Below are 13,135 nucleotides of genomic sequence, written 5' to 3'. Positions count from 1 at the left end.
GATGACGACCACCACTCTCGCCAAGCAGCCCGCCCCGGCGGCCCCGACCGGCACCGTTTCGTACGCCGCTCGCATCGACCATGTCTCGAAGTCGTTCGGCCGCCCCGGCGCGCAGCAGCATGTGCTGGACGACATCAGCATCGATGTCGCACCGGGCGAATTCGTCTGCCTCCTGGGGGCCTCGGGCTGCGGAAAGTCCACCCTTCTCAATCTCGTGGCGGGCCTGGACGCGCCGTCGTCCGGCGGCATCGAGACGCCGGGCGGCCGGCCGGCCCTGATGTTCCAGGAACATGCGCTCTTCCCGTGGCTGACCGCGGGCCGCAACATCGAACTGGCGCTGCGGCTGCGCGGGGTGCCGCGCGCCGAGCGCCGCGCCGAGGCCGAGCGGCTGCTCGAACTCGTCCGGCTGGGCGGCGCATACGGCAAGCGGGTGCACGAGCTGTCGGGCGGGATGCGCCAGCGCGTCGCCATGGCCCGGGCGCTCGCGCAGGACAGCCAACTGCTGCTGATGGACGAGCCGTTCGCCGCGCTCGACGCCATCACCCGCGATGTGCTGCACGACGAGCTGACCCGCATCTGGAGCGCCGCGAACGACGACGCCTCCGGCGCGGGCGGCCTCTCGGTCCTCTTCGTCACCCACAACGTCCGCGAGGCCGTACGGCTCGCCCAGCGGGTGGTACTGCTCTCCTCCCGTCCCGGCCGGATCGCCCGCGAATGGCAGGTGGACATCCCGCAGCCGCGCCGAATCGAGGACGCCGCGGTCGCCGACCTTTCCGTCGAGATCACCGAACAGCTCCGTGGGGAGATCCGCCGCCATGGCCAGCACTGAGACCAAGGCCCAGTCCGCCGCCGCACAAGCCACCGCCCAGGACGGTGAGACCACCGACGGTCCGGCCGCCGACACGGCCACCAAGGCCACCGCCGCGGGCGACACCACCCATGACCTCGCCGGTCTGGAGGCCGGGCTCGACGCTCTGGAATCCACCGTCGTCGCTCGCCAGCCGTGGCTGCGTACGGTCGCTTCAAAGACCTTCCCTCCCCTCATCGCCGTCGCGCTCGTGCTGGGGCTGTGGCAGCTCGCCTACCACTTCCAGCTCAAGCCGCACTATCTGCTGCCTAGCCCCTTCGACGTCGCCCGCTCCGTGCAGGAGAAGTGGCTCCAGGGCACGCTGCTGGGCTATGTGTGGACCAGCATCTCCCGCGGCGCCCTCGGCTTCCTGGCCTCGGTGGCCATCGGTACGGTCCTCGGCCTGGTCGTCGCCCGCGTCAAGGCCGTACGCGCCGCGCTCGGCCCGATCCTCAGCGGTCTGCAGTCCCTCCCCTCGGTGGCCTGGGTGCCGGCGGCGATCATCTGGTTCGGGCTGAGCGACGCCACCATCTATGCGGTGGTGCTGCTCGGTGCCGTCCCCTCCATCGCCAACGGCCTGGTGGCGGGCGTCGACCAGATCTCTCCCCTCTATCTGCGGGCCGGCCGTACCATCGGCGCCACCGGCCTGGCGGGCGTACGGCATGTCCTCCTCCCCGCCGCACTCCCCGGCTACATCGCCGGTCTCAAGCAGGGCTGGGCCTTCTCCTGGCGCTCCCTGATGGCCGCCGAACTCATCGTCAACGCCCCCGACCTGGGCACCGGCCTGGGCCAAATGCTGGAGCAGGGCCGGGAGACCGGGGACATGTCCTGGGTGCTGTCCGCGATCCTGCTGATCCTCATCGTCGGTATCGGTATCGAGCTGCTGATCTTCGCGCCGATCGAGCGCCGGGTCCTGCGCAGCCGCGGCCTCCTCGTCAAGAGCTGAACCACGAGCCGAGCCATGACCATGCGCCCCACTCTCCTCGTCATCGCCCACGGCAGCCGCGATCCGCGGCACGCGGCGACCGTCTCCGCGCTCTGTGCGCAAGTGCGGTCGCTGCGGCCGGGGCTGCGCGTCGAGGTCGGTCATCTCGACTTCAACGCGCCCAGCGTGCCCCAGGTGCTGGAGCGCCTCGCGGCCGAGGGCGTGCGGGATGTGGTGGCGCTTCCCCTCCTCCTCACTCGCGCCTTTCACGCGAAGTCCGATATCCCTGCGGTCCTGCGGGAGGCCACCCTGCGGCTGCCCCTGCTGACCGTCCATCAGGCCGAGGTGCTCGGCCCCTCCTCCCTCCTGACCGCCGCGCTGGAGCGCCGGCTGGAGGAGGCCGGGCTGCAGCCCGGCGACCGCCGCTCGACCGGGGTCGTACTGGCCTCGGCGGGCTCCAGTGACCCGGAGGCGATCGCAGTGATCGCTGAAGTCGCGCGGGAGTGGCGGCGCACCGCTGGTTGGTGTGCCGTGCGACCTGCGTTCGCCTCCGCATCTCTTCCCCGCACGGCCGACGCCGTACGGGAGTTGCGGACCGAAGGCGTGGCCCGGGTGGCCGTGGCTCCGTACGTCATCGCGCCCGGCTTTCTGCCGGACCGCATCGCCGCCGGGGCCCGCGAGGCCGGCGCGGACATCCTCGCCCCGGTGCTCGGCCCCGCCCCCGAGCTGGCCCGGCTGCTGCTGCGCCGTTACGACCAGGCGGACGAGGCCCGCCGCGTGAGCCCGGAACTGACGGCGCTGAGCGCCTGATCGCCGCCGTGTGGTGGGTCTGCGCCGGGAAGCGCCGGTGCATCCGCCGGTTCACGGGACTGCCGCGGCCGACGCACCCGTCGGCACCGCCGGGCGGCAATCGGCCCGGCCCTTCTCGTAGACGGTCAGGCCGCGCGCCAGATGCAGCGGCACCAGCAGCAGCTCGACGACCAGGGCCTTCCAGGCGTAGACGAGGTTGACGGCCTTGGTCGCGTAGACGCAGGGAAGGTTCACCAGCACGCCGGAGAGCGGAAGTTTGCGGCGGTGGGCGGCGTAGATCAGCGGTGGCGCCGTCAGCACCAGCTCGGCCCCGGCCCACCAGGCGAAGGTCAGCACCGGGGATCGACCGGTCGTCGCGGCGGCCACGAAGGGCGTGGCCCACCACAGGGGCGCGGTGAGAATCTCCAGCAGGGCGAGCAGCACCCAGACCGCCAGCAGGGGTTTGTGCAGGATCAGCCGCCCCAGGTGCAGCCGGACGTTCTGACAGAAGCCGGCCATCCAGCGCCAGACCTGTTTGCGCAGATAGGTGAGGTCCTCGGGGTCGGCGGCGAGGGCGACGGCGTCGGAGACATAGACCGCGCGTCGGCCCGCGATCTGTTGGGACCACGTGTAGTCCATGTCCTTGCGAATTCCCTAATTAGGAATTAGCGGATTCGCAATATTCTTAGCACTCCCCCACGAAGAGTCTCAACTCGGCCAGAGTTCCACTCTATTGGCAAATCGGCGATCTCGCCGATACCATAAATCAACGCAAGATCAGGCAAAACTCTGGCTTCGAGGTCAGCAAACTGTCAGCATCGTTCCACCCCCACGCAGCGCGCCTGATCGGACACGAAGCGTTCCCAATCTGCTGCGCCAACCGTCTCTACCGAGGCTTCGACACTGGACTCCACCACCGTCTGCCGCGGTCATTAGCACGCCGCAGGAGCGCGGGTAGGGGGCACCCTCACAGACCGAACCTGATCACCACGGGGTCGGGCGTTCCGCGGTGGGCTGAGCACGAAAGTCCACCTGATGGTCGCACGGCAGGTCAGGCACGGAGTGGGAGTCACAGGAGCCGCACAATGGCAGCCCTGGCGTGCCGTGCGGGTGGCGCGGTTACCGGGGGCGCCTGGTCTGGGGGCTCGTGCGGCATTCGTCGACTGCTTGGGCGATCATCCGGCACAGCTCGGCTCCCAGGTTCTTCCCGGATGCGCGGAAGAGTTCGGGGTAGAAGCCGGGAAAGGTGTTCTCGTCGACGATGATCGGCACGCCCTGGTGAAGGATCATGTCGAAGCCGATGATCTGTGCTCCCATCATCTTCTGGGCATTCAAGGCCAGTTCCGCGTGGGCGGTCGGGACGTCGCACAGATCGACCTCGCCGCCCTCAACGGCCGCGTCGTAGACCTTCGCCGCGCCGCCACGCATCGCCGCCCAGTGGGAGGGCCGCTTGCGGTAGCCGTGCATCACCTCGCCACCCACCAGCGTCACCGACACCCACTCGGCGAGGTCGTTGTCGTAGAACCGCTCCAGCAGCAGCGTCTCGTCAGCGGCTCCCGGAGCGGTCGCGGCCAGGTAGCCTGCGGCATCCCGCAACGTGGCGAAATCCTCGATGAGCAGCACACCGTGCCCGAAGTAGCCGCCCCTGGGCTTGAGCACGGCGCGGCCCCACTCCGCCAGGATGGGCTCGGCTGCGTTCACATTGCCCTGGTGTAGCAGGACGGTGTCGGGCACCCGTAGTCCGCCGCGTTGCAGCAGCAGGTGAGCGCGGTATTTGTCGACGCCGACCGCGAAGCTGTTGGGGTCGACTACGACCTGGGTGTCCTGGCTGAGGGTCCGCAGCGCTTCGATGTGGTAGCTGCCGGGCCGGCGGTCGATTTGCGCATACCACACGTACAGATCCAGCTCGTTGAGACACAGCCCGCCGTGGTACACCCGCCCACCGCGGATATGGGTCCGGTCAATGTTCAGATCGTGGACGAACTCCACATCCGCCATGCCCGCGAGGAGTTCAAGACATCGCTCCCGGGACTCAGCGGGGACGGCGGGGCTGCGCGGCAGCCGCCGCACGGCCTCGGACGTCCCGATGGGTGAACTGGACAAGAACGTACCCACCCGCAGTGGTCGAACACCCATCCACTCCCCCAGAACTGTGCAGTAAGCGACAGGCGATGACCTTCCCTTCCCGCCCGAGAGCGACACCCGATCCCTCTGCTGATATGGCATCGACACCGCCGGGCCCTCAACACCGAGAGTAGTAAGGCACCTGCACTGAGCCGTCGAATGTCGAGGCTGGCGCCCGGCCGGACACCAGGCGCGTACGGCCCGCGTCGATCCGGCCGGACGGCCCATTCCTCGCCAACTCGGCAGCCATATCTCCGACTTCGGGTGTTGCCGCGCAATATGCTGGCTGCTACAGGAACGCGAGGGGGTAGTCATGGCCGTAGGGGCTGAAGTGGCGATCCAGCCGGGCACCGGAAGGTTCGACCGAACCTGCATCAGACCCGTCCTTGTTCGATGGTCGGTCGAACTGTGACGAGCTGGGCTGATCAGTTCCGCTGGGACGCGATGAGGATGATCGTTCTCAGTGGTTCTGGTGATTGTTGGAGCTCGTTAGCTCAGGCTACTGACATCGGCTCGTCAGCGTGACACTGGATTGTCGAGGTCGGGCCAGTGCCTGCTATGAAGCCGTCGAGGGTGTCGAGCCGGCATTGGAGGCGTATGAAGCGGTTGTGGACGAGCGTTTCCAAGCCGTCGAGGGCGACGACGGCGAGGTTGGCCAGGCTGCGTTTGACGCGCCGCCGGGGTCAGGCCAGATCTTTTGTCGATGCCTCAAAATGCCTGCCCAGCATGGACATGGCGGTACGTATGACAGGGTCGTCGGAGGCCATGGCCCGCCGCCACACATCCCTGCCGGCGGGATGGAAATCGACCGCCGGTGGCGTTTCACCGATGGAGAAATCAACGGTGTCCCGGTAGATTCTTCGGACAGCGCGATACAGCACGGTCTCCCGCCCGAAATCGTTCGTCCACTTCAGACCTTCACTCATGTTGTATTGCAAGGCGGAAACCGGGAGGTGTGTATAGCCCTCCGGCGCTTTACCAAACCGCCCGACCAGGACGTCCTTGTTGAGTCCGTGGAGTGCCCATAGGCATTTCCCCCACCCCTCCAACTCCGCCTCGACCCAGCCCGTCGACTGCAACGGATAGGCATGCGCCATCTGGTGGCTCGCCTCGGTGAAGAAATGACGCCTCACGACGGGATGACAGTAGGCGCCCGTCTGGTAAGCGCCGATCTCCTTGCGGTGCACGTCATACAGGGCATGCACCATCGTCACGGCATAGGACATTCGCAGGTACGCCACCCCCGCCTCGTCCAACTGGCCCGAGCCTCTGAGACCAATCCATTGGGCGTCCAACGCCCAATGGGTGCCCATGAGATCGGCATCCGTCTCCGCGAAGCGCCGGAAGACCGCCTCTTCAGTCTCGTCGCGCACCAGACCTCGGAGCCTCAATGCCTCCAGCGCCTTCCCATGACGTCGGTAGGCATGCGCCGCTTCATGGCCGATGACATACATGAGCGCGACCTCGGTCAGGCGCACCGCGTCGTAATGGGAGATCTCGACCCGTGCGAACAGGTCCTCCAACTCCGCCCACCACGGTCCATCGCCCTCGTTTCGAGCTTTCCCGAAGAGAGGCTGCAGACCTGGAGGGACCTGCCATTTTTCGCTTTGCCGAACAGGCACATAGAATTTGTCGGAGTTCCAATAGCCGAGCAGCAGGTGAGCCAGTACGTAAAGGCGGCACACCAGACCGAGGGGGACCACCACTACATACTCCCCCTCACTCACCTCCTTCGCCCTGCAGGTGAAGAAGGGCGAGTTCACCAACTCCAGTCGCGTGTGGAGCCCCGTCTTGCTGTCGCCCACGCTCAACCACCAGCGCGAGAAAAGTAAGGTGCCCGTGCACATCTGGGACAGGCGGTCCCGAAGAAAGGGAGGATAGTCCTCGCTCGTGACGGCTCCTCCGGTTGCTGCTATGAACTCATCCGCAAACAAGTGACTCTGGCCCTCACTCGTCACCACTGCATATCTTGCGGACACCCACATAAGCGACCTTAACCGCAAGCACGGTGACCGGGACATCGACCTTGAAGTTCACATTCAGCAACGCATCCACGATCGCCGCGGCAAGCAGCTGATTGTTATCCCCCGGGTTCTCCAGCGCGCGCTCGACCGCCTCCTGCCCGCAGATGGCGCTGCGCAGCCTCCGCCGCAGCGAGGCGAACCACCGACCCGCGATGAAGACGCGCTCTTCGTCGTCGTCCTCCTGGCTCCCCAGATCGTGCGCGACGAGATGCTCGGCGATCACCAGATCCAGATCGCGTTCCGAGAGCCCCACCAGATGACCAAGATCTTCCTGCACGCTTCCCCTCCCACCCCGGTCCTCATCAGCCCACGCGTCCGCTTCCCCCAACTCCCAATCGGCAGCGGCCCGCTGGCGGTTGACCAGTCTACTGACTTCGACTCGTCAAGGTGATGTCGGACCGTCAAGGGTCAGGCCGGTGCCCGCGATGAAGCCATTGAGGGTGTCAGGCCGGTACTGCAGGCGTTTGAGCCGGCTACGGACGAGCGTTTCCAGGCGGTCGAGGGCGACGACGGCAAGGTTGGCCAGGCTGCGTTTGACGTGCGCCCACACGCCCTCGACGGGATTGAGGTCGGGCGAGTAGGCGGGCAACAGGAACACCGTCAGCCACTCACGTTCGGCGATCAGCTCACGCATGGCGTGGGATACGTGCGTGTTCAGGCGATCCCACACCAGTACGATCGGCGCCTTGACGAGCTGGTGGACACCGTCGACCAGAGCGACGAAGTCCCGCTCGCCCATGCTGCGGCGCTTGCCCTTACCCGCGGGATGGGTGCGCAGACGGTGGCACAGCCGGGTCCGGGAACCGGGACGTATGGCGATCAGCCCGGCCACCGACAGGCGCCCCGAGCGTCGCCCGCTGACTGTCACGACCGGGGTGCGACCGCGTCGGCCCCAGGTGCGTCCTTTGGGCGGCCTGCGAGTGAAGCCCGCCTCGTCCTCGAAGCAGATGTACCCTCCACAGGCCGCCCGGGCTCTTTTACCTCCTCCCACGTCGCCTCCTTCCACGCGGTGACGGCCTGTTCATCGCGTTCGGCGACCCGCCGCGCGGGCACCTGCGGGCTGAAGCCGAGCCGGTGCATCAGCCTGGTGGCCCCGGAGACGCTGTAGGAGACGTGGAACTTCCTGCCGATCAGCGTGGCCACCCTCGCGGCGGTCCACACCTGATCCTCCACCCAGCCGTGCGAGGCCGGGCCCTGCTCTAGATACGCGGCCAGCTTCTCCAAGCAGCGCGGGGACAGACGGCATCGAGATCCACTCGGGCCACGGGAGGCCAGCGCCGTAGCACCGCCGTCCCGCCACAGCTGGTGCCACTGGTAGGCCGACTTCCGGCTCACCCGCAGCCGCCGCGCGACCTCTCTCAGCTTGATCTTCTGTTCGAACAGCTCAGCCGCCTGCATCCGCACCGTCTCCCGGCGTCGTCGTCCCGCAGCAGACAGCCCGCCCCCATCCCCATACCTCACACACCACGAGATACAGCCCCCGCGCCGGGCCTATCAGGGACTTCAAGGAAGTTCACCCTGACGAGCCGAAGTCAGTAACGCCTGCAAGGCCGAAGCGACCTCGACATCGCCCACGACTTCGCTGATGCATGGCCGAGGCGATCGGGTCCCGGCTGGAGAGAGCGGCGTTGGGCACGGGCACCGCCAGATGGCGTGCTGGTTGGTGGCTTGCTAGTTCCGCGTGCGTCCGGCCATCGCGTCCCAGAAACGGTCGAGTTCACGGACGCGCATGCTGACCCAGGGAGGCGTCTTCCTGTGCACCACCCTGGGGAACCAGCGGCGTATGTGCCCTGGTAGCAGTACCTGCTGCTGGCGGCAGAAGGGCTCACGGACCTCTCCCCGGGGCACTCCGGCCCGAGGCGGGTACGGGCAGAGCTGGAATTTGCAGTCGGGCAGACAGGTGGTGCCGGGTGCGGGTGGCGTGGATGTGCCGGGCCGCAGGCTGGGCCGCAGCGGCTCGCGGCTCGTGCAGAGGCACGGCGGGAGGGACATCCCAGGACGCTCGGCGCGGGCCATGCGCTCCTCTACCTCCTCGGGATACCCGTCCCGCTCGATCAGATTCAGCATGAGCAGCACGTCGGCGACGAGGCGCTGGGCGCGTCCGTCGAGGGTGCTCCATCCGACCGAGGGCGGGACCCACAGGTTGTGCTTGCGGTAGCCCCGATTGTGTCCGGTGCGCGAGCCTATGTTGTCGGTGACGGTCTTCTCGTCGATCCAGAGGAAACGCTCGGGCTGCCCGGTCTCCAGGGCCAGGGCCGCCAGGTCGCCCGCCTCGGCTACGAACGGATGCAGCATCCGCAGTGGCGCGTCGCCGTTCGAGTCGGGCCGGCCGGGCGGGCTGTTCACCGTTCCCGTCATGGATAGCCAGCGCTGCACCGTCTGCACCGCGCTGGTCTCGCCGATCACCTGCGACGACGGATCGGGCGAACGGTTGCGGTCGTCCTCCCCCCATACTGCGCTGTCCGCGTCCTGGTCCCGCCGGCCGATCCTGTCCGGGAGCTCCCACAGACATAGCGCCTGAAGCAGCGTCAGTTGCGTGTACCAGCAGCGGGACTGCTGCAGTACGGTCTCCGCCTGCCTGATCAGATCAGCTCGGCTGCCCGGGTCCGAATAGGGGTGGCGTTTGCGCCGGTTGGCCGCGAACTTGAAGCCCTGGGCGAGCGCGGCCTCCAGGGCGAGCGGCAGGTCAGGGGGGCCATGGGTGTGCTTCGGATCGAGGTGGCGCAGCCACTTGGTGAGGCGCTCTCGGGCCTCGTCACGGTGGGCGTCGTCGACGGAGCCCAGGAGCATGGGGATCATCCAGGCTCGCATCACGAACTCTCTGGACAGCTCGATGCGCTCCTTCCGGTACCGCCGCATGATGTCCTTCCGGTTCTCCTGCAGCTGATCGATCTGCGCGGACGACCTGTTCCGAGAGGATGCGCGGACGGCCATCGCATTCCGCATCCTTTCGCTCCAGTCGTGGTCTTCCCCCCTCCTGCGGGCCCTTAGATCGCGGACCTTCTTGTCGTACTCCCGGATGGGGTCGATGTTCAAGCCGATCTTCTTCCGGATCACGGCGAACGCCGCGGTTCCGCCGCTGCCGAACTCCTGGGCTGCGGCCAGGCGCACGGAGTACGAGGGCTCCGCCTTGCCGATTTGGAAGAGGTGGTCGTAGAGCTGCGTGGTGTCGGTCTTCTCGGAGGCCGCACGCAGTGCCGAGCCGAGCTGCTTGAGCAGTCTGAGTTTCGCGTCTTCGATGGTGCGGCGGTCACCTTTGATGTCGGACCAGCAGCCGTGTACCTTCTCGACGATGTCGCTCAGCAGTCGCGGACGGGCTTCCACGCTGTCGACCTCCAGGGCCGCCGCGTACAGGTCGAGGGATTTGGGGTCGTCTGTGCGGCGGTTCGCGGCCGTGAAGAGCCGGTCGGTGATGGGCCGGCCGTACACGGGAGCCTGCCGCCACAGCTCGTGCCGGTACTTCTGCAGCTCGGCCCGTACACTGCCACCCCTGCCCGACAGCTCCGCCGCCCGGCGACGGGAGAGCAGCACCAGGGCAATGAGCAGCTCACGGCTGGGGCCCGGCGGCTGCAGTGCCTGCTGGATCAGCTCGCCGGCGCCTCGCTCGCCGAGGTGCTGCAGCATACGGAAACCGAAGTAGGCCTGGATGATGCTGTGTGGGAAGCGGACCCTCTTCTCGAAGCTCTCCACCAGCTGGAGCTTGTTCGCGTTGGCTGCGAAGCGGGAGAGCGCGGTCTGGCACTGGCCCATGTTGCCCTCGCGCAGACGCTTCCTCTCCCCGGGGCTCAGATGGTCGCAGAGCGTGTTCCAGATCTGTTGCCGGTGCCATTCCGAGACGGCGTTCCCGCGTTTGCCGTACCGGTCGAAACGGCGTGCCTTGGCCCACAGATGGTCCGTCTGGGCCCTCATCCGCCGCACCGGATGAGGGTGTACGTCGCTGTCCAGCAGCTCGGCGAAGCCGACCTCAAGTTTGTCCTGGAGTAGTCCGATGCACGCGAGCGCGGAGACCACCTCGACGGTGTCGCTGCGTTGTTGGGGGCTCAACTCGACGTCCTCGCGCAGCCGACCCTCGCTCACGGCGCGGTCCCACGTCTCCAGTAGCCACAGCCGCAGCGTGCCGCGGTCCCAGCTGCGGGTGTCCAGCCGGTTGGCGTCATTGCGCGGACGGTCGCGTTCCAGGTCGCCGTGGATGTGCAGTTCGCGGGCGATCTGCAGGTAGATGGGCGATTCGGTGACCTCCGCTGTCTCCACGATCCAGTCGACGCGGCGTTCGTCCGTCTCCGGGACCCGCGCCTCGACGAAGCGCAGCGCCTCCTCCTCGCTCAGCGGTTCCAGCTCCACGATCGCAGCGGGGGTGCTCTCCAGCGGGCTGTGCGGCCGTGACGCGATGACGAGGGGCAGCTTTTCCTCGTGGGCGCGCTCGATGGCATTGCGGATGATGTTGTCCCGGTCTTCCTGGAACCTCTCGTCGAGCACCGCCTCTTCCAGGCCGTCGGCGATGACGACCACCTTGTCGTCGGCGAGCAACTGCTGCCAGACCCGGTCGTTCTTGGTGCGCGCCAGAATGCCCTGGGGCGCTTCCTCGGCGAACCGCTCCCTGGCCATTCGCTCGAAGTTCAGGTCGCCACCAGTGGCGTCCCGCAACCGTATCGGCACAGGTACGGCATGCTGCCGGGCCAGCAATTCGGTGAGCCGCACTAGAACGGCGGTCTTGCCCGTGCCGACACCGCCGACCAGCAGATAGGGCCTGCGGGTCTCGCGCTGCCGCAGCCGCTGGGCGATGACCCGGACGACCTCCTCGCGGCCCACGATCTCGGAGATGTCCGGCCCTGCGGTGCGCACTAGCTTGCTCGGATGCTTGCGTGCCTTGGCTAGGTAGCGAGCCTTGGTCCAGTGATACCAGAAGAGCAGGAACACTGCTGCGGCGACCGAAGCGGCGAGGAGCGGACCGAGGAAACGGAGGACGGAGTCGAACCCGGTGCTCGCGCTCTTCCGCCACTCCTCGAAGGCGGTCGTGTGGTGGGTGAACAGGATCCAAAAGCCCTCGACGACCCAACCGGCGAGCAGGATCGCGAGGGTCAGCCAGACAACCCGGTTCAGAGTGGTGTACGACCACCATCTGCGCCACTTCTTGGGACGGGTGGTGTCGCGGCGGGCCTCCAGCCGGATGGTCAGACGGTGCCAGTGGCCCACGAAGAACCGCCTGACCCGGCGCGACGCCCGCCTCACCTCCAGCGTCGCCATCGGCGCGCTGCGTGGCCGGCTCTTGCCTGGCGGGTGTCGTACGATTCTCGTCATGGTGCGTTCTCCTTCCGAGAGTCGCTCTCGGCATGGAGACCCGCAATTGCCGGCACCACTTCCATGGAAACATTCTCAAGACGCCACGCAACTGGGACATCGGGTGATGCCGTCCCAGGCCACCGTCCGCAGGCCGCGGCACCATGCACCGGTGGTCTGCGCGGTGACCGTGCAGGCCTTGAGCCGGTCGAACAGCAAGCTCAGCGGTTCGGGGCCCACCCGGCGCCGGGCCTGGCGCAACGCGGCAGTCGACGGATCTCCAGCGGTCGTCCGCAGGCCGGCGACCAGAGAAGACCACACGCCGCGATACCCCTCGCGAGGGAAGAGGGCCATCGCCAGCACGAAGTACACCACCACCCGTGACGGCAGTTTGCGGACCCGACTCTCCACCCGGCGCGTCGCCTGCAGCACCTGATCGACAACGCGCGGTGCGATGAGCTGGGTCAACTCGCCAAGATGCCCGGCCGCAAAGGCACTTCGGCCGGAACCAGGACAGGCGGACATGGCGGACTGGGCAGGCAACGGGGCTCCCGTGGGCACGGCGTCTTGGTCGACTTCTGTCCTACGCGGAGCCCCGTCCCTCTACATCAACTTCACCGAACCGCTTGACAAGCAGACCACGGCTCTACTTTCCCGGCATTGCATTTTTTGCCGTTCGATCCTCCATGTGCGGAGGTCAGTTGGGTCGGCGCGCGCTCGCCCCGAGCTCCGGCTCCACCGGAAACGTGGTCAAGCCGGCGCGCGAAGGCGATGGCGGTGGACGGGTCCGGCCGAGCTGGCCACGATTTCACTGGTATTTCATTCCGCGCTGCCAGAGTGATGGTCAGCACCGGGACAGCAACATGGGATGGCCCCGTGCTGCGCTGGTCGGCCCTTGAGGACGATTTCGGCGGCCTACAAGGGTGAGCGTTCTGTGGTGGGTGATCGATACCTGTTGAAGGTGCTCTGTCCGTCTGTGTGATCTGGAGGTCACCATGATGATTGAGACGCTGAACATCGAGACCGCTGATGTCTACCAGGCTCCGCTGCTGGTTGAGGCCGGCGACTTCGCCGACGTCACCCAAGGTGGCCAAATGGGCAACTGGCCCGAGGGTGGCGGCTGGTGGTTCTGGGCCTGACCTGATGTAC

General features: G+C 67.2%; 11 protein-coding genes. 4 read left to right on the top strand and 7 right to left on the bottom strand.

Annotated features, from left to right (window positions below):
- Position 1 precedes the first annotated feature (1 nt).
- The 3 genes from B1H19_RS31480 to B1H19_RS31470 are packed head-to-tail and all read left to right on the top strand — an operon-like array spanning position 2 to position 2,582.
- Positions 2-829 (top strand): ABC transporter ATP-binding protein, encoded by an 828-nt coding sequence (locus B1H19_RS31480; RefSeq protein ID WP_083108112.1) that lies wholly within the window; start codon positions 2-4, stop codon positions 827-829.
- Complete coding sequence (locus tag B1H19_RS31475; protein ID WP_083108110.1) at positions 816-1,793, top strand: ABC transporter permease; 978 nt, start codon at positions 816-818, stop codon at positions 1,791-1,793. Before B1H19_RS31480 ends, B1H19_RS31475 begins: the two co-directional genes overlap by 14 nt.
- Positions 1,794-1,808: 15 nt before the next feature.
- Positions 1,809-2,582, top strand: a complete 774-nt coding sequence (locus tag B1H19_RS31470) for a sirohydrochlorin chelatase (protein ID WP_083108108.1) — start codon at positions 1,809-1,811, stop codon at positions 2,580-2,582.
- A 51-nt stretch (positions 2,583-2,633) separates the two neighbouring features.
- Here the strand turns inward: B1H19_RS31470 and B1H19_RS31465 are convergent, their stop codons facing one another.
- The 7 genes from B1H19_RS31465 to B1H19_RS31430 all read right to left on the bottom strand — a co-directional run bounded on the left by B1H19_RS31465 (position 2,634) and on the right by B1H19_RS31430 (position 12,511).
- Entirely contained in the window at positions 2,634-3,200 is a 567-nt protein-coding gene (locus B1H19_RS31465; protein WP_237289617.1) for a glycosyltransferase family 2 protein, read from the bottom strand.
- A gap of 480 nt (positions 3,201-3,680) precedes the next feature.
- On the bottom strand, positions 3,681-4,664 hold the full coding sequence (locus B1H19_RS31460; protein ID WP_159028185.1) for an ATP-grasp domain-containing protein: 984 nt from the start codon (positions 4,662-4,664) through the stop codon (positions 3,681-3,683).
- Between the two features lie 704 nt (positions 4,665-5,368).
- Positions 5,369-6,490: a hypothetical protein gene (locus B1H19_RS31455; RefSeq protein WP_159028184.1), complete on the bottom strand. Its 1,122-nt coding sequence runs from the start codon at positions 6,488-6,490 to the stop codon at positions 5,369-5,371.
- 142 nt (positions 6,491-6,632) lie between these two features.
- Complete coding sequence (locus B1H19_RS31450; protein WP_159028183.1) at positions 6,633-6,986, bottom strand: hypothetical protein; 354 nt, start codon at positions 6,984-6,986, stop codon at positions 6,633-6,635.
- 105 nt (positions 6,987-7,091) lie between these two features.
- Positions 7,092-8,170 (bottom strand): IS630 family transposase gene (locus B1H19_RS41000; protein WP_435844061.1). Its coding sequence is split into 2 segments (ribosomal slippage): positions 7,092-7,669 and positions 7,669-8,170, totalling 1,080 coding nucleotides; the frame shifts between segments, so codons are not numbered across the junction.
- A gap of 210 nt (positions 8,171-8,380) precedes the next feature.
- A complete protein-coding gene (locus B1H19_RS31435) occupies positions 8,381-12,007 on the bottom strand; it encodes an NACHT domain-containing protein (RefSeq protein ID WP_083108098.1) in 3,627 nt (1,208 codons plus the stop codon).
- 75 nt (positions 12,008-12,082) lie between these two features.
- Positions 12,083-12,511: a transposase domain-containing protein gene (locus tag B1H19_RS31430; protein ID WP_083108096.1), complete on the bottom strand. Its 429-nt coding sequence runs from the start codon at positions 12,509-12,511 to the stop codon at positions 12,083-12,085.
- Positions 12,512-12,981: 470 nt separating this feature from the next.
- Between B1H19_RS31430 and B1H19_RS38225 the strand changes: the two genes are divergently transcribed.
- Complete coding sequence (locus tag B1H19_RS38225; RefSeq protein WP_107426203.1) at positions 12,982-13,125, top strand: lasso RiPP family leader peptide-containing protein; 144 nt, start codon at positions 12,982-12,984, stop codon at positions 13,123-13,125.
- Positions 13,126-13,135 lie beyond the last annotated feature (10 nt).

It is taken from the genome of Streptomyces gilvosporeus (assembly GCF_002082195.1).
In the GTDB taxonomy this organism is placed as follows: Bacteria; Actinomycetota; Actinomycetes; order Streptomycetales; family Streptomycetaceae; genus Streptomyces; species Streptomyces gilvosporeus.
The sequence above is the reverse complement of the archived record's forward strand: the minus strand, read 5'-3'. Positions and strand labels throughout refer to the sequence as shown.

Coding starts and splice junctions, on each gene's coding strand:
- B1H19_RS31435 (WP_083108098.1), bottom strand. CDS start 12,007: ATGACGAGAATCGTACGACACCCGCCAGGCAAGAGCCGGCCACGCAGC.
- B1H19_RS31465 (WP_237289617.1), bottom strand. CDS start 3,200: ATGGACTACACGTGGTCCCAACAGATCGCGGGCCGACGCGCGGTCTAT.
- B1H19_RS31475 (WP_083108110.1), top strand. CDS start 816: ATGGCCAGCACTGAGACCAAGGCCCAGTCCGCCGCCGCACAAGCCACC.
- B1H19_RS31430 (WP_083108096.1), bottom strand. CDS start 12,511: ATGTCCGCCTGTCCTGGTTCCGGCCGAAGTGCCTTTGCGGCCGGGCAT.
- B1H19_RS31480 (WP_083108112.1), top strand. CDS start 2: ATGACGACCACCACTCTCGCCAAGCAGCCCGCCCCGGCGGCCCCGACC.
- B1H19_RS38225 (WP_107426203.1), top strand. CDS start 12,982: ATGATGATTGAGACGCTGAACATCGAGACCGCTGATGTCTACCAGGCT.
- B1H19_RS31470 (WP_083108108.1), top strand. CDS start 1,809: ATGACCATGCGCCCCACTCTCCTCGTCATCGCCCACGGCAGCCGCGAT.